This is a genomic window from Streptomyces sp. (assembly GCF_035645055.1).
Taxonomy (GTDB): Bacteria; Actinomycetota; Actinomycetes; order Streptomycetales; family Streptomycetaceae; genus Streptomyces.
In genome coordinates this window covers 42,294-65,462 of record NZ_DASQNH010000101.1, presented here as the reverse complement: position 1 = coordinate 65,462, position 23,169 = coordinate 42,294, and the positions used below count along the sequence as shown (strand labels likewise).

Here is a 23,169-nt window from a genome sequence, read left to right as displayed (position 1 = left end):
TCCCGCCCGGATATACTCTGCTCACTGAACTTCTCCGCGGCTTATTTATTCCGAAGTCGCGAACCACTGAATATACGCAAAGAAATCCCCCGGACGCAATTGCCCGGGGGATTTCTCGTTAAGTGGCGCGCGGGGCGCGGGTGCCGCTCGGAGCGCGTCGCTCAGAGGACGTCGGAGATCTCCTCCAGCAGCCGGCGCTTCGGCCGCGCCCCCACGATCGACTTCACCGGCTCGCCGTCCCGGAAGACCATGAAGGTCGGCATGGACAGCACCTTGTACGCGTTGGTGGTGTCGGGGCTGGTGTCCACGTCCAGCTGCACCACCTTCAGCCGCTCGCCCTCCTCCACGGCCACCGCGCTGAGCACCGGCCCCATCTGCCGGCACGGCGGGCACCAGTCGGCGGTGAACTCCACCAGCACCGGCAGCTCAGCCCCGATCACCTCCGTCGCGAAGTCCGGCCGCGTCTCCTCCAGGTCGAACCCGAAGTCCCGCAAGGTCCTGATCTGCCGGAGCAACGTCAGATCGGACTCGTCGTACGTCCGGGGTGCCCGTTGCCGTCCCGGCGCGCGGGCAGCAGCCCCCGCGTCTCGTAGTACCGCAGCGTCCGCGTCGTGGTCCCGGCCCGCGCGGCCGGCTCGCCGATTCGCATGCCAAGGACGGTAGGCCTTGACGCCGAGGTGAAGGGAAGCGCCCGAAGCGGCACGGGGAACCGCCTACACCTTGGCCAGCTCCACCCGCTGCTCGGCAACCTCCACCTCGGCGGGGGCGGAACCGTGATCGTCCAGCAGGGTCTTCTCGTCGAACGGCGCCCGCCCGGCCAGCACCTCCGCGACCCGCTCCTTGTCGATCTCCTTCGTCCACGTCCCGATCAGCACGGTGGCTACGGCATTGCCCGCGAAGTTCGTCAGCGCCCGCGCCTCACTCATGAACCGGTCGATGCCGACGATCAGCCCGATGCCGTCCACCAGGGCCGGCTTGTGCGACTGGAGACCGCCCGCGAGGGTGGCGAGACCCGCCCCGGTGACGCCCGCCGCGCCCTTGGAGGCGACCAGCAGGAACAGCAGCAGCGGGATCTGCTCGCCGACCGACATCGGCGTGCCCATGGCGTCGGCGATGAACAGCGACGCCATGGTCATGTAGATCATGGTGCCGTCGAGGTTGAAGGAGTAGCCGGTCGGGACGGTGATGCCGACCACCGGCTTGCTGACTCCCAGGTGCTCCATCTTCGCGATGAGCCGCGGCAGCGCGGACTCGGAGGAGGAGGTGGACAGGATCAGCAGGAACTCACGGCCCAGGTACTTGAAGAAGGTGAGGATGTTCAGCCCGGCGACGATCCGCAGCAGCGCGCCGAGCACCAGGAAGACGAAGAGGAAGCAGGTCACGTAGAAGCCGAGCATCAGCACGGCGAGGCTCTTGAGCGCGTCCAGGCCCGCCGAGCCGGTCACGGCGGCGATGGCGCCGAAGGCGCCGATCGGCGCGGCCCACATCACCATCGCGAGGATGCGGAACACCAGCCGCTGGATGTGCTCGACCCCGCGCAGGATCGGCGCCCCGGCCGGTCCCATGGCCTGGAGGGCGAAGCCGGCGAGCAGCGCGACGAGCAGGGTCTGCAGCACCTCGCCCTGGGTGAAGGCGGAGACGATCGTGGCGGGGATGATGCCGAGCAGGAACTCGGTGGTGTCCTTGGCCTCGCCGTCGATCTGGGCGTGTCCGGCGTCCTTCACTGCGTCGGTGACGGCGAGCCCGGTGCCGGGCTCCAGAATGTTGCCGACGACCAGGCCGATGGCCAGCGCGACGAGCGACATCGCGAGGAAGTAGACCAGGGCGATACCGCCGACGGCACCTACCTTCGCGGCCTTCCGCACCGACCCGATACCGAGCACGATCGTGCAGAAGATGATCGGCGAGATCATCATCTTGATGAGATTCACAAAGCCGGTACCGATGGGCTTCAACTCGACCGCGAAGTCCGGAGCGGCCAGACCCACGGTGATTCCGAGGGCCACCGCGATGATCACCGCGATGTAGAGATAGTGGGTGCGGTCCCGCTTCGCGGAAGGCGCGGGGGTTGCGGCAGGTGCCGTATCGGGTGTGCTGGTCACGGCTGCCCTCCTTGACGACGTCGTCGGCATCACCGGCGTGCGGCTCACGTCCGGGGGAAGATGCGGGGAATCTCCGGAACGGATCCGGGGAGTCTCCGGGAATGCCGTGACTATCTCCCGCTCTGTGAGGGCGGTCACCCTTCCGTTCATTTAGTTCACGCTTCGACGGAGAGGCAGACTGAGCGCATGCGCATCCCGTCCCTGCCCCGCCCCCGCAGCCTGGCCGGCCAGCTCTTCGCCATGCAGGCCGTGCTGATCGCGGTGGTCGTCGCCGGGTACGCGCTCTTCACCTACGTCAGCGACCGCCGGCAGGCCGAGGAGGCGGCGGGCCGCCAAGCCGCGGCGGTGGCCCGCGCGGTCGCCGACTCCCCGTCCGTGCGGGACGCGATCCGCACCCCCGACCCGACGGCTGCGCTCCAGCCGTACGCGCTGCGGGTCATGCGCGACACCGGGGTCGACTTCGTCACGATCATGGACCCGCGGGGCATCCGCTGGACCCACCCGAACGAGAACGAGATAGGGCAGCGCTTCCTCGGCCACACCGAGCGCGCCCTGAAGGGCGAGACCTTCACCGAGACCTACACCGGCACCCTCGGCCCGTCCGTCCGCGCGGTCACCCCCGTCGAGGACGGGATCGGGAACGGGGACGGGAACGGGGACGGTCGGATCGTCGGCCTGGTCAGCGCCGGTATCCGGGTCGAGGCGATCAGCGAGCGGGTCCGGGGCCAGCTGACCGCGCTGCTCGGCGTCGCGGCGGGCGCGCTGGCGCTGGGCGCGGTCGGCACGTACGTCGTCAACGCCCGCCTCCGCCGCCACACCCACGGCATGAACGCGGCCGAGCTGAGCCGGATGCACGACTACCACCAGGCCGCGCTGCACGCCGTACGCGAGGGCCTGCTGATGCTCGACGGGCAGTTCAGGGTGGCGCTGATCAACGACGGGGGGCGGGAGCTGCTGGGCGTCTTCGGGGAGGTGGTCGGCCGGTCGGTGGCGGACCTGGGGCTGCCAGCGCCGCTGACCGGGGCGCTGCTGGCGTCCGAGCCGCGCGTGGACGAGGTGCACCTGACGAACGACCGGGTCCTGGTGGTGAACACCTCGCCGGTCTCCGGCGGGGAGCACCGCGGCACGGTGGTCACGCTGCGTGACGTGACGGAGCTCCAGTCCCTCATGGGCGAGCTGGACTCCGAGCGCGGCTTCACCCAGGCCCTGCGTTCGCAGGCGCACGAGGCCGCCAACCGGCTGCACACCGTCGTCTCCCTGATCGAGCTGGGGCGGTCGGAGGAGGCGGTGGAGTTCGCCACGGCCGAGCTGGAACTCGCCCAGGCGCTGACCGACCAGGTGGTGGCGGCGGTGAGCGAGCCCGTCCTGGCCGCGCTGCTGCTGGGGAAGACGGCCCAGGCCAACGAGCGGGGCGTAGAGCTGGAGGTGTCGCAGGACAGCCGCCTCGACGACGGACTCCTGCCCGAGGACCTGCCGTCCCGCGACCTGGTCACCATCCTCGGCAACCTGATCGACAACGCGGTGGACGCGGCCCAGGGCAGCGTGCGGGCTCGGGTCACGGTCGCGGCGTACACGCAGGACGGCGAGCTGGTGCTGCGGGTGTCGGACACCGGCTCGGGCGTCGACCCGGGCCAGGCCGAACTGGTCTTCCAGCGCGGCTACTCGACGAAGCCGGCGCCCGGACCCGGTGGCCGGGGGCTGGGCCTGGCCCTGGTCCGCCAGGCCGTGCACCGGCACGGCGGGGCCCTGACGGTGGCGGAGGCCGCCGGGGGCGGCGCCCGGTTCGAGGTACGGCTGCCGCTGCGCACGGTGACGTGGGCTGGGGGTACGTCATGACGTCCGGGGAACCGATCCGCGTCCTGATCGTGGAGGACGACCCCGTCGCCGCCGACGCGCACGTGATGTACGTCGGCCGGGTCCCGGGCTTCGTCGCCGTCGGTACGGCCCACACCGGTGCGGAGGCGCGGCGGGCGCTGGAGCGGACGCCGGTGGATCTGCTGCTCCTGGACCTGCACCTGCCGGATGTGCACGGCCTGCAGCTGGCCCGCTCGCTGCGCGCGGCCGGCCATCACGCGGATGTGATCGCCGTGACGTCGGCGCGGGATCTGACGGTGGTCCGGGAGGGCGTCTCGCTGGGTGTCGTCCAGTACGTCCTCAAGCCCTTCACCTTCGCGACCCTGCGGGACCGGCTGGTGCGGTACGCGGAGTTCCGGGGCGCGGCCGGGGAGGCCAGCGGCCAGGACGAGGTCGACCGGGCGCTCGCGGCGCTGCGGGCACCGGGGCCCGCCGCGCTGCCGAAGGGGCTGAGCGCGCCGACGCTGGAGCGGGTGACGGCCGCGCTGCGCGAGGCGGAGGAAGGGCTCACTGCGGCGGGGGTCGCCGAGGCGGTGGGCATCTCGCGGATCACGGCCCGGCGGTATCTGGAACATCTGGTGGATGCGGGGCGGGCGGTACGGAGCCCGCTGTATGGGCAGGTGGGGAGGCCGGAGTTGGTCTATCGGTGGGTGCGAGGCCCCATCCGGTGATGATGGCCGCTCCGGCACGAGCCTCTGTTCGGCGAGGTTGTTCCACGCCGTCGCCTCGCCGAGGCGGGCCCCGGCGGGGGCCGGCCCGGCACAGGCCGCGGGCGCGGGTGAGGGCCTCCAGCAGACGGGACAGTTCCGGGTCCCGCCCGGTGAAGCCGGCGGCCTTGACGGTCAGGGAGCCCAGCGCGGTGGGCGCGGGCGCCTGGGCCACCCCGGTGACCGGTCCGTAGAACCTGCCGCCGCGGAAGTCGGCGTGATCGGCGCTCATGCCACGCCGCCGCCCTTCTCCCCCGGGGCCCACGGGCCCGCCCGTCCAGCGCACTTGGCAGTACTTTAGGGGGGTGCCGGAGACACCTCCCCCCGTTCCCACCGTGGTCGTCCTCACCGCGCTCGCGCCGGAGTACACCGCCGTGCGCGCGCACATCGAGGACCGTGAGGAACTCGTCCACCGTGACGGAACCAGAGTCGAGCGGGGGCGCCTCCAGGGCACGGACTGGTACGTCGCCCTGGCCGAGCTCGGCGAGGGCACGAGGACCGCCGCCGCCCTCACGACCCGGCTCATCGAGTGGCTGCGGCCGGAGGCGGTGCTGTTCGTCGGCGTCGCGGCCGGCCTCGCGGACGACATCGCGCCCGGTGACGTGGTCGTGGGCACCAAGGTGTACGGCATCCACGGCGGCCAGTGGGCCTCCGACGGCTTCCTCGCCCGCCCGGAGTCCTGGCCGGGCTCCAACGCGCTGGTCCAGGCGGCCCGTTCGGCGGTGCGGGACATGCCCGGCGTACGGGCCCACTTCAAGCCCATCGCCTCCGGGGACGTCGTCCTCGCCGACGCCGAGTCGGAGATCGCCAAGCATCTGCGCGAGCACTACAACGACGCCGCCGCGATCGAGATGGAGGGCTCGGGCGCGGCGCACGCGGCGCACCTCGGCGGACAGCTGGACACGCTGGTGATCCGGGGCATCCGCGACCGCGCCGACGCGAGTGCGTCACGGGAACGGGCCGCCGCGCAGGCGGCGTCGGTGGCGATGACGGTGCTGCGCAAGCACCGGCCACGCGCGGGCTCCGCCGGCTGCGAACCGCCGCCCCGGCCGCGCCCGCGCTCCCCCAAGTCCTCCGAGGAGGATCCCCATCCCGCGGGCGACCACATCGACTTCCGGAACGGCACCTTCTACGGACCCGTCATCGGCAAGCAGCGGTAGGTGCTGCGAGCACCTACCCCGGCGTGGCGCGTGAAGCCGCAGACGGATGACGACGAGCCGTCAAGGACTGACCGACCAGTAACAAGTCGGCCACGGCCAAAACCGTACGTTCCTACGATCCGTAATTGTGGCCGAACGGACCGTAGTCACTCAGCCCGCACACCCGTACGTTGGTGCACCGTGCGCCGACCCTCAGCTCAACCGAACCAGCCCGCCCCGCCCTTCAACGCCCTCGCCGCCCGTCGGCTGCGGGCCGCCCTCGGGATGGGGCCCGAACATGTCGCCTACGGCATGCGGGCCTCGTACGGGCTGCCGTACGTGACCCCGGATCTCGTGATCGCCTGGGAGCGCGGGGTGGCCAGCCCCAGCAGCCCGGAGCTGACCGCGCTCGCGGGGGTGCTGTGGTGCTCCCCGGGGGAGCTGATCGGCAGCCCGCGAACCCTGAAGGAGCACCGCATCGCCCGCGGGCTGGCCCCGGAGGACGTGGCCCGGGCGGTCGGTCTGGAACTGCTCGCGTATCTGCGCATGGAGGAGCACGACGAGTGGCGCGGCACCGACCGGCAGTCCGCGGCCCTCGTCGACCTGCTCGGCCTGGATCTGCCCGCGTTCGTCACCGTGACCGGCCGGGAGACGAAGCTGGCCGACCAGCTGCGCGCTGCGGTGACGACGCGCTGGCAGGCGTATGTGCGCCCGGTGGGCAAGATCGTGCCCCTGGACCGGTCCGTCGTGGAGAGCACTCTCCAGGAACTGCACCAGGACTACCAGGGGCACATGACGGCCACCCTGACGTGGGGCGGTGGCGGCCGGGACTCCGACGCGTCCGGTCAGGATTTCCTGGACCGGATCGTGGAGTACTTCTGGGCGACCGCGCAGCGGCACACGTCCTAGGGGGGTCTCCTGGCCGCCACCGAGGACCTAGAAGACGGACTCCGCCTCGTCCATGCGGTCCTTCGGGACCGTCTTCAGCTCGGTGACCGCCTCCGCCAGCGGCACCATCACGATGTCGGTGCCGCGCAGGGCGGTCATCCTGCCGAACTCGCCGCGGTGTGCGGCCTCGACGGCGTGCCAGCCGAAGCGGGTGGCGAGGACGCGGTCGTACGCGGTGGGGACGCCGCCGCGCTGGATGTGGCCGAGGATGACCGGCTTGGCCTCCTTGCCGAGGCGGCGCTCCAGCTCGTGGGCGAGGGCGGTGCCGATGCCCTGGAAGCGCTCGTGGCCGTACTGGTCGATGGCGCCCTTGCCGTAGTCCATGGTGCCGTCGGCGGGGTGGGCGCCCTCGGCGACGCAGACGACGGCGAACTTCTTGCCGCGGGCGAAGCGCTCCTCGACCATCTTCGCGAGGTCCGCCGGATCGAAGGGGCGCTCCGGCAGGCAGATGCCGTGGGCGCCGGCGGCCATGCCGGACTCCAGGGCGATCCAGCCGGCGTGCCGGCCCATGACCTCGACGACCATCACGCGCTGGTGGGACTCGGCGGTCGTCTTGAGGCGGTCCATCGCCTCCGTCGCGACGCCCACCGCCGTGTCGAAACCGAACGTCCGGTCCGTGGACGAGATGTCGTTGTCGATCGTCTTGGGGACGCCGACCACCGGGAGGCCCGCGTCGGACAGCATGCGGGCCGCCGTCAGCGTGCCCTCGCCGCCGATCGGGATGAGCGCGTCGATGCCGAAGTCCTCGACCATGTCACCGGCCCGCGAGCAGGCCTCGCGCAGCCGGTCGCGCTCCAGGCGGGAGGAGCCGAGGATGGTGCCGCCGCGGGCGAGGATGCCGCTGACGGCGTTCAGGTCCAGGGCGCGGTAACGGCGCTCCAGGAGACCCGCGTATCCGTCCTCGAAGCCGATGACCTCGTCACCGTAGTTGTCGACCGCTCGGTGCACGACCGACCGGATCACTGCGTTCAGGCCGGGGCAGTCGCCGCCTGCGGTGAGGACTCCGATACGCATCGTGCTGTGTCTCCTGCTCGCTGTGGATACCGGTGAGCCAGTACCGATTCTTTCACGTCCCACACCTCGGTGCCGCTCACCGTTCCTGACGGGCGCCTTATCCACCGGGAGAGGTATTGTCAAGAGGGTTCCGCTCACCTCGGTGGGCGATTTTTGCGACCCGGGAGTGACCCAGGGCGCGGCCGGGGCACACCAAGGGCACGCCCCCACGCGAAGCCCCGACACCCCCGATACCGGCAGAGTCGCCGAGCCCCCGACCACCCGACATGAAACGGAGAGCACACGTGACGCGCAGCGTGTACGTGACCGGTATCGACCGCGGCGACGGCCGCCAGGTCGTCGAGCTGGGGGTCATGGAACTCCTGACCCGGCAGGTCGACCGGGTGGGCGTCTTCCGGCCCCTCGTCCACGACGGGCCCGACCGTCTGTTCGAGCTGCTGCGCGCCCGCTACCGGCTGTCGCAGGACCCGGCGACCGTCTACGGCATGGACTACCACGAGGCCTCCGCGCTCCAGGCCGAGCGCGGCACCGACGAGCTGGTCGCCGCCCTCGTCGACCGCTTCCACCTGGTGGCCCGGGACTACGACGTCGTCCTCGTCCTGGGCACCGACTACGCCGGCACCCAGCTGCCCGACGAGCTGTCCTTCAACGCCCGGCTCGCCAACGAGTTCGGCGCGTCCGTGATCCCGGTCGTGGGCGGCCGCAAGCAGAACGCCGAGTCGGTGCTCGCGGAGACCGTCAACGCCTACCGCGCCTACGACACCCTGGGCTGCGACGTGCTCACCATGGTCGCCAACCGGGTGGCCCGCGAGGACCGCGACGAGCTGGCCGAGGGGCTGGCCGACCGGCTGCCCGTGCCCTGCTACGTGCTCCCCGACGAGCCGGCCCTGTCCGCGCCGACCGTCTCCCAGATCGCCCACACCCTGGGCGCCAAGGTGCTGCTCGGCGACGACTCGGGGCTGGCCCGGGACGCGCTGAACTTCGTCTTCGGCGGTGCCATGCTGCCGAACTTCCTGAGCGCCCTGACCCCGGGCTGCCTGGTGGTCACCCCCGGCGACCGGGCCGATCTGGTGGTCGGCTCGCTGGCCGCGCACAGCGCCGGCACCCCGCCGATCGCGGGCGTCCTGCTCACCCTCGACGAGGTGCCGAGCGACGACGTCCTCACCCTCGCCGCGCGCCTCGCGCCCGGTACGCCGGTGCTGTCGGTGTCCGGCAACAGCTTCCCCACCGCCGAACAGCTGTTCTCCCTGGAGGGCAAGCTGAACGCGGCCACCCCGCGCAAGGCGGAGATCGCGCTCGGCCTGTTCGAGCGGTACGCCGACACCGCCGACCTGAGCAAGCGGGTCTCCGCGCCGAGCAGCGACCGCGTCACCCCCATGATGTTCGAGCACCAGCTGCTGGAGCAGGCCCGCTCCGACCGGCGCCGGGTGGTCCTGCCGGAGGGCACCGAGGAGCGGGTGCTGCACGCCGCCGAGGTGCTGTTGCGCCGCCGGGTGTGCGACCTGACGCTGCTCGGCCCCGAGGACCGCATCCGCAAGAGGGCCGCCGACCTCGGCATCGACCTCGGCGACACCCAGCTGATCGACCCGGCGACCTCCGGGCTGCGCGACGCGTTCGCCGAGAAGTACGCCGCGCTGCGCGCCCACAAGGGCGTGACGGTGGAGCTGGCGTACGACGTGGTCTCCGACGTCAACTACTTCGGCACGCTGATGGTCCAGGAGGGCCTGGCCGACGGCATGGTGTCGGGGTCGGTGCACTCCACCGCCGCGACCATCCGGCCGGCCTTCGAGATCATCAAGACCAAGCCGGAGGCGTCCATCGTCTCCTCGGTCTTCTTCATGTGCCTGGCCGACAAGGTGCTCGTCTACGGCGACTGCGCGGTCAACCCCGACCCGGACGCCGAGCAGCTGGCCGACATCGCCGTCCAGTCGGCGACCACCGCCGCCCGGTTCGGGGTGCAGCCGCGGATCGCGATGCTGTCCTACTCCACCGGTACGTCCGGCTCCGGCGCCGACGTCGACAAGGTGCGCGAGGCCACCGAGCTGGTGCGCTCGCGGCGCCCCGATCTGAAGATCGAGGGGCCCATCCAGTACGACGCCGCCGTGGAGCCGACGGTCGCCGCGACCAAGCTGCCCGGATCCGAGGTCGCCGGGCAGGCGACGGTGCTGATCTTCCCGGACCTCAACACGGGCAACAACACCTACAAGGCCGTGCAGCGCTCGGCCGGCGCGATCGCCGTCGGCCCCGTGCTCCAGGGCCTGCGCAAGCCCGTCAACGACCTGTCCCGGGGCGCGCTCGTCCAGGACATCGTCAACACCGTCGCCATCACGGCGATCCAGGCCCAGTCCCCGATCGAGAAGGCTTCCGACCAGTGAGCTCCACCCGTGTCCTCGTCCTCAACTCCGGTTCGTCGTCGGTGAAGTACCAGCTGCTCGACATGCGCGACAGCAGCCGGCTGGCGGCGGGCCTCGTCGAGCGCATCGGCGAGGAGACGTCCCGCCTCAAGCACACCCCGCTGCACGCCGGCGGCGAGAGCCGGGAGTGGACGGGCGCGATCGCCGACCACGACGCCGCGCTGAAGGCCGTCTCCGCCGAGCTGGCCAAGGACGGCCTCGGCCTGGACTCGCCGGAGCTGGCCGCGATAGGCCACCGGGTGGTGCACGGCGGCAAGCACTTCACCGAGCCGACCGTCATCGACGACACCGTGCTCGCCGAGATCGAACGGCTGATCCCGGTCGCCCCGCTGCACAACCCGGCCAACCTGACCGGCATCCGCACGGCGATGGCGCTGCGCCCCGATCTGCCGCAGGTCGCCGTGTTCGACACCGCTTTCCACACGACGATGCCGGAGTCGGCCGCCCGCTACGCGATCGACGTGGCAACCGCCGACCAGCACCGCATCCGCCGCTACGGCTTCCACGGCACCTCGCACGCCTATGTCTCCCGGGCGACCGCGAAGCTGCTGGGCAAGGCGCCGGAGGAGGTGAACGTCATCGTGCTGCACCTGGGCAACGGGGCGTCCGCCTCGGCAGTGCGGGGCGGGCGGTGCGTGGACACCTCCATGGGGCTGACGCCTTTGGAGGGGCTGGTGATGGGTACCCGCTCCGGCGACATGGATCCGGCCGTCATCTTCCATTTGATGCGTGTCGGCGGAATGTCCGCCGACGAGATCGACACTCTTCTCAACAAGAAGAGCGGTCTGATCGGTCTGTGCGGAGACAACGACATGCGGGAGATCCGCCGCCGTGTCGACGAGGGCGACGAACAGGCGCAACTCGCCTTCGACATCTACATTCACCGCTTGAAGAAGTACATCGGCGCCTATTACGCCGTGCTCGGCAGGGTGGACGCGGTCGCCTTCACCGCCGGGGTCGGCGAGAACGCGGCCCCCGTGCGGGAGGCGGCCCTGGCGGGCCTGGAGGAGCTGGGCCTGGCGGTCGACGCGGAGCTGAACGCCGTACGCGGCGGCGCACCGCGGCTGATCTCCCCGGAGTACGCACGGGTCGCGGTGGCCGTGGTCCCGACCGACGAGGAACTGGAGATTGCCACGCAGACGTACGCGCTGGTAAATGGCTCATCGAATCTCACCTGAGCGGCATCCCGCCCTTTTGTATTTTCCGCCAGCCGGAATATTCCGCAGCGAAACAAACCGATAGGATCGCCCCATGCGCCGTTCGAAAATCGTCTGTACTCTCGGCCCCGCGGTCGACTCCCATGAGCAACTGGTCGCGCTGATCGAAGCCGGCATGAACGTGGCCCGCTTCAACTTCAGCCACGGCACCCACGCCGAGCACCAGGGGCGGTACGACCGCGTCCGGGCCGCGGCCAAGGAGACCGGCCGGGCCATCGGTGTGCTCGCCGACCTCCAGGGCCCGAAGATCCGGCTCGCGACCTTCGCCGAGGGCCCGGTCGAGCTGGTGCGCGGGGACGAGTTCACCATCACCACCGAGGACGTCCCGGGCGACAGGACGATCTGCGGCACGACCTACAAGGGTCTGCCCGGTGACGTGGCCAAGGGCGATCAGGTCCTGATCAACGACGGCAACGTCGAGCTGAAGGTCACCGAGGTCGACGGCTCCCGGGTGAAGACGATCGTCATCGAGGGCGGCGTCATCTCCGACCACAAGGGCATCAACCTGCCCGGCGCGGCCGTCAACGTGCCCGCGCTGTCCGAGAAGGACGTCGAGGACCTGCGGTTCGCGCTGCGCATGGGCTGTGACCTGGTCGCCCTGTCCTTCGTCCGGGACGCCAAGGACGTCGCCGACGTCCACCGGATCATGGACGAGGAGGGCCGCCGCGTCCCCGTCATCGCCAAGGTGGAGAAGCCGCAGGCGGTGGACAACATGGAGGACGTCGTCATGGCGTTCGACGGTGTGATGGTCGCCCGCGGCGACCTGGCCGTCGAGTACCCCCTCGAAAAGGTCCCCATGGTGCAGAAGCGGCTCATCGAGCTGTGCCGCCGCAACGCCAAGCCGGTGATCGTGGCGACCCAGATGATGGAGTCGATGATCACCAACTCCCGCCCGACCCGCGCCGAGGCCTCCGACGTGGCCAACGCGATCCTGGACGGCGCCGACGCGGTCATGCTCTCCGCCGAGTCCAGCGTGGGCGCGTACCCGATCGAGACCGTCAAGACGATGTCGAAGATCGTCCAGGCGGCCGAGGAGGAGTTGCTCTCCAAGGGTCTCCAGCCGCTGGTCCCGGGCAAGAAGCCGCGCACCCAGGGCGGTTCGGTGGCCCGCGCCGCCTGCGAGATCGCCGACTTCCTCGGCGGCAAGGGCCTGGTGGCGTTCACCAAGTCCGGCGACACCGCCCGCCGTCTGTCGCGCTACCGCGCGGCCCAGCCGATCCTGGCCTTCACCACCGACGAGTCCACCCGCAACCAGCTGGCGCTCAGCTGGGGCGTGGACTCCTACGTCGTGCCGTTCGTGAACAGCACCGACGAGATGGTCGACCTGGTGGACCAGGAGGTCATCAAGCTCAACCGCTTCAGCCCGGGCGACATCATGGTCATCACCGCCGGCTCGCCCCCCGGCGTCCCCGGCACCACCAACATGGTCCGGGTGCACCACCTGGGCGAGGGCGGCCGCGGCTGACCCCGCCTGCCGGTACGACACCGAGGGCGCCCTCCTGTGACAGGGGGGCGCCCTCGGCGCTGTGCGGCTCCCGAACGGGCCTGTGGGGATCGCTCAGTCGGTGATGTACTGATGCAGTCCGGGAACGGTCAGGGTGCCGCCGAACTGGCCGGCCTGCACCACCTTCACCTTCGTGAAGTAGATCAGCGGGATGTCCAGCGGCGGCGGGTGCTCCGGGTCGAAGGTGACCGGGATCAGCCCGAGCAGATTGCCCGAGATGCTCTCCGTGTACATCACCGTGTCACCGTCGCGGATCGTCGACGTCGACCCCCTGGCGGCCTGCACGTGGTAGGTCTTGCCCGACTGCTTGTCCTTCACCGTCTGGTGCAGATCACCGATGTCGGTGCCGTCGGATATGACGTACTTCAGCACCTTCTTGACCGTGCCGTTGGCGGTCCGCACCTCGACGATGCCCTCGTAGGAGGCGCCCTTCAGCGTCAGCGAGCTGGCGTCCAGGTACCACGGGTCGTCGGGCAGCGGGACCGGATTGTCGACCCCGCCCTCCGCGTCCGTGGCCACCGGGCAGTCGTCCACGTCCGTCGTGGGGCTCGCCGAGGGCGACGGGGTGGTCGTGGCCCCGTCGGTCCCGGTCGGCTCCGGGACCGCCCCGGACGTCGCCTCGCCGGCGGTCCCGGCGGGGACCTCCACCGCGTCGGTGACGTTCCCGGTGGTCTCCTCGACCGGGTCCTTGCCGCCGCTGTCGCCGCTCGCGGGGCCGTCGCCCTGGTCCGCGCCCGCGCTCGGGCTCGGACTCGGGCTCGCCGACGCGGACGGGGGCGGCGTGGGGCTCGGGCTCTCCTCGGCGCCGCCGCCGGTGATGCCGTCGACGACACCGCCCACGACACCGGTGACGGTGTCACCGATGGTCTCCAGCACACCCTGGGACGTCTCGGACGGTGACGGGACGGGTCCGCTCTGCGGCTCCTTGGTCGCCGGGGCCTCGGCGGAGGCGGAGGCGGACGGCGTGGGCTCGGCGTCGTCGGCGGAACCTGAATCCGCCGAAGAACCGTCACCCGAACCGGAGTCGCCCTCGCTCGAACCCGAGTCACCCGAACCCGTCCCGCCGGAGCCGGACGTCGCCGACGGGCTCGGCTCGGCCCCGCCGTCGGACGGGCCCTCGCTCTCGCCCGCCGAGGCGGAGGGCGACGGCGTGGCCTCGGGCGTCCCGCCGTTCTCGGCGGCCTCCAGGGCCGCCACGCACTCCTTGTACTCGTCGGCCGTCAGGCTCCGGGACGCCGGCTGGTCCTCGGCGAGGGCGAGCTTCGGCGTGAACCCCATCCCCATCAGGACCGCGGTGGGCATCGCCGCCAGGGCTATGGCCTTGCCGGCCGGCATGTGGAGCCTGGTGAACAGCGGCTTCTTGGGTGCCGCGTGGCGCGGCCCGGTTCTCACACGGGACTCGTCCACATCAGCCCCGTGGGTCACCTCGTCAGCCGGCACTGTGCCTCCCGTTCGCCTCGTTACCGGGGCTCGTTCCTGACAGATCGTCGGTTGCACCCACCGAGTCCGGGTTCGTGGCCGGGTCCGCGACCGGGGCCTGCCCGGCCGTGCCCATGGGGGCGATGGCCGCTCCCTTGGCCTCCAGCGGGTCCTGCGCGGGCGGCGCGTCCTCGGCCCAGGACACCGCCATCGCGCCGCCGATCAGGGCGAACAGGAAGCCGATGAGGAAGCCGCCGAGGTTGGACACCGGGATGGACACCAGCGCGAGCAGGATCGCCGCCACGCCCGCGAAGACCCGGACGTGCTTCTGGAACCAGAGACTGACGCCCAGGACGACGAGCAGCACACCGATGATCAGGGACCCGGCACCCGCGGTCGTGGCCATCGCGAGCGTCAGATGGCCGAGCCGGAGGTTTGCGTACGGGAAGTAGGCGATGGGGAGTCCGCCGAGCATGACGAACAGGCCGGCCCAGAACGGCCGGGTGCCCCGCCAGGCGCGGAAGTTCCGCCGAAAGACCCGGAGGTAGTGCTCGTCGTGGCCGGGCGCGGCAGGAGTCTCGGCGCTCATGGAAAACAGCTCCCTGGAACGGCGTTGCCGTGGTGAGTGGTACTGCGAATGCGGAGTTGGAGAGATGACGGGCGGGGGTGCCACCGGCTCCCCCGCCCGTCAGTGAGTGCTTAGTAGCACTCCTTGACACCCGTCGACAGCGACATCTTCAGGCCGCTGAGCTTGAAGGTTCCGGCGGTGGTCGCCCACGCCGTCTGCTTCACGTCGGTGAGGGTGACCGAGTCGGCCTGCTGCGAGAAGCCGTACGGGTTCGACTGCTCCTTGCCGCCCTTCATGCCCGGACCCTTGACGGCGTCCTTGGCGGCGACACCGATGTCGATCCCGCGGAAGACGGCGTCGCCTTCCAGCTCCGCGACGTCGATGTACAGGTTCTCGGCCTTGACCGGGGTGTCACCCTGGCCCGCCCGCAGAATCAGGCTGACGTTGCCGAGCACCGGGATGTTCGGGGTGACGACCGACTGACACAGGCTCTTGATGGTCGCGGACTTGAACGCCGAGACGGCGACGGGGTGAACCGTCTTCTTGCCGTCGAGCGTGTAGCCCTCGTCGAGAGCGCCGTACTGCACGAAGCCCGTGCCGTCGAGACGCTCGGTCGTGACCTTGAAAGACTGTCCGGAAACGCTGAACGACGCGGCGAGAGCACCCTGAGCGAGGGCGACGCCTATCGCCGCCGTGGCGGCCACGCTGGGCACCATGACCACGGCGAACCGCTTCCATCTGGTCCCACCACGCACCTGGGACTCCATATTTCCTCCTTCTCGGACGTACATCTCCTGGCCCGGCTGGCGCCCTTGGGCGGCTCAGCCGGGCAGGGATGGGAGAAGTGCTACGTCCTCGGGAAGGAGAGCGCCCGCGCTCGGTGGCGCGTACCGCGCCCGAATCACCGGCGATCACCCCCGAGCGACAACCACTGGTCGCGCCTGACACGCATCACGCACAACCCTGCCGGACAGGCTTCGCCCGCTGGCGAAGACCCCCCTGTCCAAGAGCCGGCGACACGGTCGCCGGCTCTGCTCGGTGGGGACCCAGGAAATCCCGTGACCCGACTGGTTGTCGGGGTGTGGGAATGGACCGAGCGTCGCCGATCGTGGTGCATTCCGGCCGCCCGCACAAGGGGGTTCGTTACTCGCTAGTAACGGCCGGATAACCGAACAACGACCCCCAGGTCTCGCTCGGCGACACTCGGTGCACTCAGGGGGTAGGACAAAGAAGGAATGTCGGGATGGAATCCGACAGAACAGAGGACTCGACTTACTGGCAGTAACAGCGGCCGCGTTTGCCAAGATTTGGCAAAACGCGGCCGCATCGGTGCCATCGAAGCAGCCGTGTCCCTCCCGGAACACGGCTGGTAAGTGCCGGAAAAGGGCTAGAACAGAGCGCGCGCCAGCGCCCTGCGAGCCGCGGTCACCCGCGGGTCGTCGGCCCCCACGACCTCGAACAGCTCGAGCAGCCGCAGCCGTACGGCGTCCCGGTCGTCACCGGCCGTGCGCCCGACGGTGTCGATGAGCCGCCCGAACGCGTCCTCGACATGCCCGCCGACCAGATCCAGGTCGGCCGCGGCGATCTGCGCCCGGACGTCGGCCGGCTTCTCCGCGGCCTCCTTGCGCACCTGCTGCGGGTCCAGACCCTGCACCCGCTGCAGCAACTCGGCCTGCGCAAGGCCCAGCTTGGCCTCCGGGTTGGCCGGGTCGTCGGCGAGCACGTTCTTGTACGCCTGGACGGCACCGCCCAGGTCGCCCGCGTCGAGCGCCTGCGCGGCCGCGTTCAGCGTCGCCTCGTGCGGACCGGCCGGCTGGACCGGCGGCTGGGCCGCGCCCGGCTCCGCCTCCGGATCGACGGTGAGACCGGTCAGGCCGAAGCGCTGCTCGGCGACGGTGACCAGCTGGTCGAGGGTCTCCCGGATCTGCGTCTCGCCGGCGGCCCCCTGGAAGAGCGGCAGCGCCTGCCCCGCGACGACCGCGAAGACGGCCGGGATCCCCTGGATCCCGAACTGCTGCATCAGCATCTGGTTGGCGTCGACGTCGATCTTCGCGAGGACGAAACGGCCGTTGTACTCGACGGCCAGTCGCTCCAGGACCGGGCTCAGCTGCTTGCAGGGCTGGCACCACTCGGCCCAGAAGTCGATGACGACCGGGACTTCGGTGGAGCGCTGGAGGACGTCGCGTTCGAAGGTGGCCTCGTCGACGTCGATGACGAGATCGGCCGGGGAGACGGCCCCGCCCCCGCCCTGGCGGGCCGCTTGGGCGCGCGCCTGCTCCGCCTTCGCCTTGGCCTCCTGGGCCGCCTTGACCGCGGCGAGGTCGACGACACCGCTCATGGACATGTTCCGTGGCTGCATGCGTCTATCCTCCCCCGTTCCCGCGCGTCTGTGAAAAGCGATGAGAAAAGCGGCGCCGGGTCCCCACCCCACGCCATGTGGTCGTCGCCCGCGGATACCGCTCACGAGCTTTCGCTACGAGTCGTAGCGTAATACCCGGGCGGGACTTCCCGGCACCCCGCGCCGGTGATCTCGCTCACTGAGCGCACGGACCGGCCAGGAACGGCCGGATATGGTCGACGCCATGCAGAGCCGCACCTCAGCCGGCCGCGCGGGACGTCCGCGCAACGCCGCCGCCGACGCCGCCATCCTGGCCGCGACCCGGGCGGCCCTGGTCGAACTCGGCTGGTCCAAACTCACCCTGGGAGACGTCGCCACCCGCGCCGGGGTTGCCAAGACCACCCTCTATCGCCGCTGGGCCGGCAAGAACGAACTGGTGGTCGACGCCGTGGCGGAACTCTTCGACGAACTCCGCCTCCCCGACCGCGGCACCCTCGGCGCCGACATCGAGGGCGTGGTCTTCCAGTTCGCCGCGATCCTGGCCCGGCCGGAGGCCAAGAGCGGCCTGATGGCGGTCCTGGCCGAGTCCACCCGCGACGACGCCCTGCGCGAACGCATCCGCGCCTCCATCGTCGACCGCCAGAAACGCCTGGTCCTGGAGGGCCGCGCCCGTGCCCAGCGACGCGGCGAACTGCCCCCCGAGACCGACCCCGAGGAGGCGGCCCGCACCGCCGACCTCATCTTCGACGTGGTGGCGGGCGCGGTCGTCCACCGCGAACTGATCAGCGCGGAACCGGTGGACGAGGAGTGGGTCCACAGCTTCACCCGCTTGCTGCTGCTGGGCCTGTCGCGCTGACCTCGGCCGCGGGCGCAGCCGCGCCGCTGGGGCGGCACCGGTGGGGGCGGGCGGGCACCCCGTCACGCCGGGTTGCGCACCCGCCCCCGCCCGGCACCGGCCGGCTCAGAACCCGGCCGGCTCCGTGTACACCCCCCACTCGTCCCGCAGCACGCCGCAGATCTCCCCGAGCGTCGCCTCGGCCCGCACCGCCTCGAGCATCGGCTCGATCATGTTGGAACCGTCCCGCGCGGCGGCCAGCATCGCGTCCAGGGCGGCCCGTACGGCCCCCTCGTCGCGCGCCCCCTTCCGCGCCCCCAGCGCCCGCACCTGTTCCCGCTCCACCTCATGGCTGACCCGCAGGATCTCCAGGTCTCCGGTGACCGACCCGGTGTGGGCGTTCACGCCCACCACCCTCTTGTCACCCTTCTCCAGAGCCTGCTGGTAGCGGAACGCCGACTCCGCGATCTCCCCGGTGAACCAGCCGTCCTCGATGCCGCGCAGGATCCCGGACGTCACCGGACCGATCGGGTGCCGCCCGTCGGGGTGCGCCCGCAGCCCGCGCTCCTTGATCTGCTCGAAGATCTTCTCCGCGTCGGCCTCGATCCGGTCGGTGAGCTGCTCGACGTACCACGAACCGCCCAGCGGGTCCGCGACGTTGGCGACGCCGGTCTCCTCCATCAGCACCTGCTGGGTGCGCAGCGCGATCTCCGCCGCCTGCTCGCTCGGCAGCGCCAGCGTCTCGTCCAGCGCGTTGGTGTGCAGCGAGTTGGTCCCGCCGAGCACCGCGGCCAGCGCCTCCACCGCCGTACGCACCACGTTGTTGTACGGCTGCTGCGCGGTCAGCGAGACACCGGCGGTCTGGGTGTGGAACCGCAGCCACTGTGCCTTCTCGCTCTTCGCCCCGTACACGTCGCGCATCCAGCGTGCCCAGATCCTGCGCGCGGCCCGGAACTTGGCGATCTCCTCGAAGAAGTCGACGTGCGCGTCGAAGAAGAAGGACAGACCGGGCGCGAACACGTCGACGTCCAGCCCGCGGCTGAGCCCCAGCTCGACGTATCCGAAGCCGTCGGCCAGCGTGTACGCCAGCTCCTGCGCGGCCGTCGCGCCGGCCTCGCGGATGTGGTAGCCGGAGACGGACAGCGGCTTGTAGGCGGGGATGCGCTCGGCGCAGTACTCCATGAGGTCGCCGATGAGCCGCAGATGGGGTTCGGGCTGGAACAGCCACTCCTTCTGCGCGATGTACTCCTTGAAGATGTCCGTCTGGAGCGTGCCGTTGAGCACGCCCGGGTCGACGCCCTGGCGTTCGGCGGCGACCAGGTACATGCAGAAGACGGGCACGGCGGGCCCGCTGATGGTCATCGAGGTGGTGACGTCGCCGAGCGGGATGCCCTTGAACAGGACGTCCATGTCGGCCGCCGAGTCGATCGCCACCCCGCAGTGCCCGACCTCGCCCAGGGAGCGGGGGTCGTCGGAGTCGCGGCCCATCAGCGTCGGCATGTCGAAGGCGACGGAGAGCCCGCCGCCACCGGCGGCGAGGATCATCTTGTACCGCTCGTTGGTCTGCTCGGCGTTGCCGAACCCGGCGAACTGCCGGATGGTCCACGTGCGCCCTCGGTAGCCGGTCGGGTACAGGCCGCGGGTGAAGGGGTACTCCCCTGGCCAGCCGATCCGCTCGAAGCCCTCATAGGTGTCCCCTGGCCGGGGACCGTACACCGGCTCCACGGGGTCGCCGGAGAGCGTGGTGAAATCCGCGTCGCGCTTGCGCGCTGCGTCGTACCGGGCCTGCCAGCGTCGGCGGCCCTCCTCGATGGCGTCAGCGTCCATACCCTCGAATTTACTAGGACGTCCAAGTAAATGTCGATGGCTGACAGCCGTACGCGGGTGCGTACGGCTGTTTGCTCAGGCCTTGGCGACCGTCGGCTCGCCGTCCGCCACCTGGGTCTCCAGCTCGCGGCTGATCTTCCGCTCGACGAAGAACGCGGCGGTCGGAATGGTCCCGGCCAGCAGCACCCACGCCTGCTTGGCGATCGGCCACCTGGCCTTGGAGCCCAGGTCGAACGCGAAGACCAGGTAGAGCACGTACAGCCAGCCGTGGGCGATGCTGACGACCTTGGTGAAGTCCGCCGCGCCGTCGCTGTCCAGCGCGTACTTGCCGATCATGCCGAAGGTCAGCAGGACGAGCAGCACACCGGTGACGTAGGCCATGACGCGGTAGCGCGTCAGCACGCTCTTTTTCATGCGTACGAGCGTAACCACCCGTTCCGGGAGATCTTGTCCGGGGTCCCGGCCGCGGTCACTCGTCTTCGAAGTCGTGTGCCGCCACGCGCAGGGGCCGCAGCATCGCGAAGATCTCCGCGCACTCCTCGGCGTCGTAGACCCCGAGGCCGAAGTCCATGGCCATCAGGTCGCGGGTGGCGGCGTCGACGACCTCGCGGCCCTTGCCGGTGATGGAGGCGAGGGTGCCGCGGCCGTCGTTGGGGTTGGGGCGCTTGGCGACCAGTCCGGACCTGACCAGGCGGTCCACGGTGTTCGTGACGGACGTCGGGTGGACCATCAGCCGCTCGCCGATCTTGGACATCGGCAGCTCGCCGGCCTTCGAGAAGGTGAGCAGCACCAGTGCCTCGTACCGCGCGAAGGTCAGCCCGTAGGGCTTGACGACCGCGTCCACCTCGGCGAGCAGGATCTGGTGGGCGCGCATGATCGAGGTGATCGCGGCCATGGACGGCACGTTCCCCCAGCGCTGCTTCCAGAGTTCGTCGGCGCGGGCGATGGGATCGAAAGGGAGGCTGAGCGGCTTCGGCACGTCATCAGACCTTACCGGCCGGTCATATGCCGGTCAGCCCTGTCTCGCCTTTCGGTCCCCGGCATCTTCGCCCCACCCCTTTGAGCGGTCGCTCAAGGCCGTGCTACGGTCCTGCCCGGCGAATTAAGCATTCGCTCAAAGCACACGCTCGAAGCACACGCTCGAAGCACTCGCTCGAAGCACACGCTCGAAGCACACGCTCGGCGAACCGGGGGATACGACATGGGTCTCTACATAGAGACATGGATAAGAGCCGGCCTCGACGACCTCTGGTCCCGCACCCAGGAGCCCTCCCAGCACCAGCGCTGGGACCTGCGCTTCACCGAGATCGACCATCTCCCGCGCGCGGAGGGCGAACCGCAGCACTTCCGTTACGCCACCCGGGTGCTGCCCTTCCTCACCCTCGCCGGAACCGGTGTCTCGGCCGGTGAGAAGGAGCGCCCCGACGGCACCCGCACCTCCGCCCTGCGCTTCTTCTCCCCGCATCCGCTCTCCCCGCTCGCCGAGGGCAGCGGCTACTGGCGCTACGTCCCCGACGGCGACGGCGTCCGCTTCCTCACCGGCTACGACTACCGCCCCCGCTGGGGCGCCTTCGGCGCGCTGGCCGACCGGTTCGCCTTCCGCCCGCTCATGGGCTGGGCGACGGCCTGGTCCTTCGACCGGCTCCGCCTGTGGCTGGAGCACGGCGTCACCCCGGAACGCGCGCTGGCGAACTGGATCGCCGAGCTGGCCGTCCGGGGCCTGGTGATCGCCGCGGCCACCACCGGCCTGGCCCAGGGCTCCGCGCTGCGCCTGCTGGGCCCGTTCGCCGCGTCGACGGCGTTCCTCTGCCCCCTGCTGCTGGCCGTCGCCATCTGCCTGGCCCTCTTCAAAGCGCCCCTGTCCCGCACCCCGGCGGCCCGCCGCTGCCTGCGCACCCCGCCCACGCGGGCGTGCGCCCCCCGGCTGCTGCGCACCCTGGAGAACCCGCGATGACCTCGATCTTCCGTACGGCGATGGGGCCGGACTTCGACCGGCTGCACCCGGAGCTGCGACGCCGCTTCTCCGTCGGCCTGGCGAGCGGCGAAGCGTGCACGGGCCGGGGCGTGATGAGCCGGATCTGGCACGGCGGGGCCTTCGTCAAACCGTTCCTGGCCCTGGGCGCCACCCGCAACATCCTCGTCCCGCGCACCGGCCGGAACGTGCCCTTCGTCATCGAGAACGTCCCGTACACCGACACCTTGGGCCGGGAGACGGTCAGCTTCGTGCGCACCTTCCTGCTGCCCGGCCGCTCCCGCCGCTTCGACGCCCAGATGGTGCTGAGCCCCAAGGGTGACCGCGTCCTCGACTACCTGGGCACCCACCAGCACCTGGCCAGCGAGCTGCATCTCGGCGCCGAGCCCGACGGCTCCCTGCTGATCCGCTCCGGCGAGCACCGCTTCCGGGAGGGCCCGGTCGACGTCCGGGTGCCCGGGCTGATCGGGGCGACAGCGGAGGTGCGCGAGTCCTTCGACGACACGACGGGCCGGTTCCGCATCCGGGTCCGCGTCGTCAACGACCACTTCGGCCCCCTCTTCGGCTACGAGGGCGGTTTCACGGCGACGTACACCGGCATCCGGGCCCGCGGCGTGCGGCCCGGACTGCGCCCCGTCCGCGAGGAGTCCCGCGCATGAGCCCCGAGACCACCAAGTCCCAGGAGACCAGGACCAAGCTGCTGGAGGGCGCGCTGCGCACCCTCACCGAACAGGGCATCGCGAAGACCTCGGCGCGCACGGTCGCCGCGGCGGCCGGCGTCAACCAGGCGCTCGTCTTCTACCACTTCGGCTCGGTCGACGAGCTGCTCGCGGCGGCCTGCCGGTACGGCGCGGAGCAGACGGTGTCCCGCCACCGCGCCCGGCTCGCCGCGGTCACGTCCCTCTCCGAGCTGCTGGCGCTGGGCCGCGCCATCCACGAGGAGGAGCGGGCCGGCGGCCATGTCGCCCTGCTCGGCCAGCTGCTCGCCGGCGCCCAGACGCACACCGCCCTCGGCCCCGCCACGGCGGGCGGCCTGAAGCTGTGGACCGACGAGATCGAGCGGGTTCTCACCCGGGTCCTGGCCGGGACGCCGTTCACCGAGTTCACCGATCCGGCGGGGCTGGCACGGGCGGTGGCGGCGTCGTTCGTCGGCATCGAGCTGTACGAAGGGGTGGACGCGGCCGGTGCGGCCTCGGCGCTGGACGCGCTGGAACAGCTCGGCGCCCTGGTGAGCGCCCTGGAGGAACTGGGTCCGGTGGCCCAGCGGGCCGTACGGCACCAGCTGCGCCGCACGGCCCGTCGCTGAGGCGG

22 protein-coding genes are annotated in these 23,169 nt (G+C 70.9%); 11 read left to right on the top strand and 11 right to left on the bottom strand.

Translation table 11 applies throughout. The features are described 5' to 3' along the window. Positions 1-161: 161 nt before the first annotated feature. The 3 genes from VE614_RS32770 to VE614_RS32760 form a co-directional block, all read right to left on the bottom strand. On the bottom strand, positions 162-473 hold the full coding sequence (locus VE614_RS32770; RefSeq protein WP_324945743.1) for a thioredoxin family protein: 312 nt from the start codon (positions 471-473) through the stop codon (positions 162-164). A 44-nt stretch (positions 474-517) separates the two neighbouring features. Continuing rightward, positions 518-649 (bottom strand): MerR family DNA-binding transcriptional regulator, encoded by a 132-nt coding sequence (locus VE614_RS32765; protein WP_414719682.1) that lies wholly within the window; start codon positions 647-649, stop codon positions 518-520. Positions 650-713: 64 nt separating this feature from the next. Next, positions 714-2,132, bottom strand: a complete 1,419-nt coding sequence (locus VE614_RS32760) for a cation:dicarboxylate symporter family transporter (protein WP_414719683.1) — start codon at positions 2,130-2,132, stop codon at positions 714-716. A 156-nt stretch (positions 2,133-2,288) separates the two neighbouring features. Between VE614_RS32760 and VE614_RS32755 the strand changes: the two genes are divergently transcribed. From VE614_RS32755 to VE614_RS32740, 4 genes are all read left to right on the top strand, one after another. Continuing rightward, entirely contained in the window at positions 2,289-3,938 is a 1,650-nt protein-coding gene (locus VE614_RS32755; RefSeq protein WP_324945720.1) for a sensor histidine kinase, read from the top strand. After that, positions 3,935-4,627, top strand: a complete 693-nt coding sequence (locus VE614_RS32750; RefSeq protein ID WP_324945717.1) for a response regulator — start codon at positions 3,935-3,937, stop codon at positions 4,625-4,627. The genes VE614_RS32755 and VE614_RS32750 overlap by 4 nt, the downstream gene beginning before the upstream one ends. 341 nt (positions 4,628-4,968) lie before the next feature. Continuing rightward, positions 4,969-5,823, top strand: a complete 855-nt coding sequence (locus VE614_RS32745) for a 5'-methylthioadenosine/S-adenosylhomocysteine nucleosidase (RefSeq protein WP_324945714.1) — start codon at positions 4,969-4,971, stop codon at positions 5,821-5,823. A 180-nt stretch (positions 5,824-6,003) separates the two neighbouring features. Next, complete coding sequence (locus VE614_RS32740; protein ID WP_324945711.1) at positions 6,004-6,711, top strand: helix-turn-helix transcriptional regulator; 708 nt, start codon at positions 6,004-6,006, stop codon at positions 6,709-6,711. Between the two features lie 27 nt (positions 6,712-6,738). Here VE614_RS32740 and VE614_RS32735 read toward each other — a convergent pair whose 3' ends face one another. Continuing rightward, positions 6,739-7,764: an ATP-dependent 6-phosphofructokinase gene (locus VE614_RS32735; RefSeq protein ID WP_324945708.1), complete on the bottom strand. Its 1,026-nt coding sequence runs from the start codon at positions 7,762-7,764 to the stop codon at positions 6,739-6,741. A gap of 284 nt (positions 7,765-8,048) precedes the next feature. Here VE614_RS32735 and pta point away from each other — a divergent pair, with 284 nt between their 5' ends. The 3 genes from pta (at position 8,049) to pyk (ending at position 12,860) form a co-directional block, all read left to right on the top strand. Further along, positions 8,049-10,139: a phosphate acetyltransferase gene (gene pta / locus VE614_RS32730; RefSeq protein WP_324945705.1), complete on the top strand. Its 2,091-nt coding sequence runs from the start codon at positions 8,049-8,051 to the stop codon at positions 10,137-10,139. Next, positions 10,136-11,356: an acetate kinase gene (locus VE614_RS32725; RefSeq protein WP_324945702.1), complete on the top strand. Its 1,221-nt coding sequence runs from the start codon at positions 10,136-10,138 to the stop codon at positions 11,354-11,356. Before pta ends, VE614_RS32725 begins: the two co-directional genes overlap by 4 nt. A gap of 73 nt (positions 11,357-11,429) precedes the next feature. Then, complete coding sequence (gene pyk, locus VE614_RS32720) at positions 11,430-12,860, top strand: pyruvate kinase (protein ID WP_324945699.1); 1,431 nt, start codon at positions 11,430-11,432, stop codon at positions 12,858-12,860. Between the two features lie 93 nt (positions 12,861-12,953). On the opposite strand, the gene VE614_RS32715 is transcribed toward pyk, so the two are convergent. The 4 genes from VE614_RS32715 to VE614_RS32700 form a co-directional block, all read right to left on the bottom strand. Beyond that, positions 12,954-14,339 (bottom strand): hypothetical protein, encoded by a 1,386-nt coding sequence (locus VE614_RS32715; RefSeq protein ID WP_324945696.1) that lies wholly within the window; start codon positions 14,337-14,339, stop codon positions 12,954-12,956. Then, positions 14,329-14,907, bottom strand: coding sequence for a DUF6114 domain-containing protein (locus tag VE614_RS32710; RefSeq protein WP_324945694.1), 579 nt, complete (start codon positions 14,905-14,907; stop codon positions 14,329-14,331). The genes VE614_RS32715 and VE614_RS32710 overlap by 11 nt, the downstream gene beginning before the upstream one ends. Before the next feature lie 110 nt (positions 14,908-15,017). Beyond that, a complete protein-coding gene (locus tag VE614_RS32705) occupies positions 15,018-15,653 on the bottom strand; it encodes a DUF6230 family protein (RefSeq protein WP_324945691.1) in 636 nt (211 codons plus the stop codon). Between the two features lie 620 nt (positions 15,654-16,273). Beyond that, complete coding sequence (locus VE614_RS32700) at positions 16,274-17,245, bottom strand: tetratricopeptide repeat protein (protein ID WP_324945688.1); 972 nt, start codon at positions 17,243-17,245, stop codon at positions 16,274-16,276. 223 nt (positions 17,246-17,468) lie between these two features. Between VE614_RS32700 and VE614_RS32695 the strand changes: the two genes are divergently transcribed. Next, positions 17,469-18,080: a TetR/AcrR family transcriptional regulator gene (locus tag VE614_RS32695; protein ID WP_324945685.1), complete on the top strand. Its 612-nt coding sequence runs from the start codon at positions 17,469-17,471 to the stop codon at positions 18,078-18,080. A gap of 105 nt (positions 18,081-18,185) precedes the next feature. Here the strand turns inward: VE614_RS32695 and VE614_RS32690 are convergent, their stop codons facing one another. The 3 genes from VE614_RS32690 to VE614_RS32680 all read right to left on the bottom strand — a co-directional run bounded on the left by VE614_RS32690 (position 18,186) and on the right by VE614_RS32680 (position 20,865). Next, a complete protein-coding gene (locus VE614_RS32690) occupies positions 18,186-19,886 on the bottom strand; it encodes an acyl-CoA mutase large subunit family protein (RefSeq protein WP_324945682.1) in 1,701 nt (566 codons plus the stop codon). Positions 19,887-19,961: 75 nt separating this feature from the next. Then, on the bottom strand, positions 19,962-20,300 hold the full coding sequence (locus VE614_RS32685) for a DUF3817 domain-containing protein (protein ID WP_324945679.1): 339 nt from the start codon (positions 20,298-20,300) through the stop codon (positions 19,962-19,964). 55 nt (positions 20,301-20,355) lie between these two features. Beyond that, positions 20,356-20,865, bottom strand: coding sequence for a MarR family transcriptional regulator (locus VE614_RS32680; protein ID WP_324945676.1), 510 nt, complete (start codon positions 20,863-20,865; stop codon positions 20,356-20,358). 222 nt (positions 20,866-21,087) lie between these two features. Here VE614_RS32680 and VE614_RS32675 point away from each other — a divergent pair, with 222 nt between their 5' ends. Genes VE614_RS32675 through VE614_RS32665 form a run of 3 tightly spaced genes read left to right on the top strand, consistent with a single transcriptional unit; the run spans position 21,088 to position 23,164 of the window. After that, positions 21,088-21,840, top strand: coding sequence for a hypothetical protein (locus VE614_RS32675; RefSeq protein WP_324945673.1), 753 nt, complete (start codon positions 21,088-21,090; stop codon positions 21,838-21,840). Beyond that, positions 21,837-22,517, top strand: coding sequence for a DUF4166 domain-containing protein (locus VE614_RS32670; protein WP_324945670.1), 681 nt, complete (start codon positions 21,837-21,839; stop codon positions 22,515-22,517). Before VE614_RS32675 ends, VE614_RS32670 begins: the two co-directional genes overlap by 4 nt. Continuing rightward, positions 22,514-23,164 (top strand): TetR/AcrR family transcriptional regulator, encoded by a 651-nt coding sequence (locus VE614_RS32665; protein WP_324945667.1) that lies wholly within the window; start codon positions 22,514-22,516, stop codon positions 23,162-23,164. The genes VE614_RS32670 and VE614_RS32665 overlap by 4 nt, the downstream gene beginning before the upstream one ends. Positions 23,165-23,169 lie beyond the last annotated feature (5 nt).

Bases quoted from the DNA above. Each gene is read 5' to 3' on its own strand.
- VE614_RS32765 (WP_414719682.1), bottom strand. From the start codon at position 649: ATGCGAATCGGCGAGCCGGCCGCGCGGGCCGGGACCACGACGCGGACG.
- VE614_RS32760 (WP_414719683.1), bottom strand. From the start codon at position 2,132: ATGCCGACGACGTCGTCAAGGAGGGCAGCCGTGACCAGCACACCCGAT.
- VE614_RS32755 (WP_324945720.1), top strand. From the start codon at position 2,289: ATGCGCATCCCGTCCCTGCCCCGCCCCCGCAGCCTGGCCGGCCAGCTC.
- VE614_RS32750 (WP_324945717.1), top strand. From the start codon at position 3,935: ATGACGTCCGGGGAACCGATCCGCGTCCTGATCGTGGAGGACGACCCC.
- VE614_RS32735 (WP_324945708.1), bottom strand. From the start codon at position 7,764: ATGCGTATCGGAGTCCTCACCGCAGGCGGCGACTGCCCCGGCCTGAAC.
- pyk (WP_324945699.1), top strand. From the start codon at position 11,430: ATGCGCCGTTCGAAAATCGTCTGTACTCTCGGCCCCGCGGTCGACTCC.
- VE614_RS32710 (WP_324945694.1), bottom strand. From the start codon at position 14,907: ATGAGCGCCGAGACTCCTGCCGCGCCCGGCCACGACGAGCACTACCTC.
- VE614_RS32705 (WP_324945691.1), bottom strand. From the start codon at position 15,653: ATGGAGTCCCAGGTGCGTGGTGGGACCAGATGGAAGCGGTTCGCCGTG.
- VE614_RS32700 (WP_324945688.1), bottom strand. From the start codon at position 17,245: ATGCAGCCACGGAACATGTCCATGAGCGGTGTCGTCGACCTCGCCGCG.
- VE614_RS32695 (WP_324945685.1), top strand. From the start codon at position 17,469: ATGCAGAGCCGCACCTCAGCCGGCCGCGCGGGACGTCCGCGCAACGCC.
- VE614_RS32690 (WP_324945682.1), bottom strand. From the start codon at position 19,886: ATGGACGCTGACGCCATCGAGGAGGGCCGCCGACGCTGGCAGGCCCGG.
- VE614_RS32685 (WP_324945679.1), bottom strand. From the start codon at position 20,300: ATGAAAAAGAGCGTGCTGACGCGCTACCGCGTCATGGCCTACGTCACC.
- VE614_RS32675 (WP_324945673.1), top strand. From the start codon at position 21,088: ATGGGTCTCTACATAGAGACATGGATAAGAGCCGGCCTCGACGACCTC.
- VE614_RS32670 (WP_324945670.1), top strand. From the start codon at position 21,837: ATGACCTCGATCTTCCGTACGGCGATGGGGCCGGACTTCGACCGGCTG.
- VE614_RS32665 (WP_324945667.1), top strand. From the start codon at position 22,514: ATGAGCCCCGAGACCACCAAGTCCCAGGAGACCAGGACCAAGCTGCTG.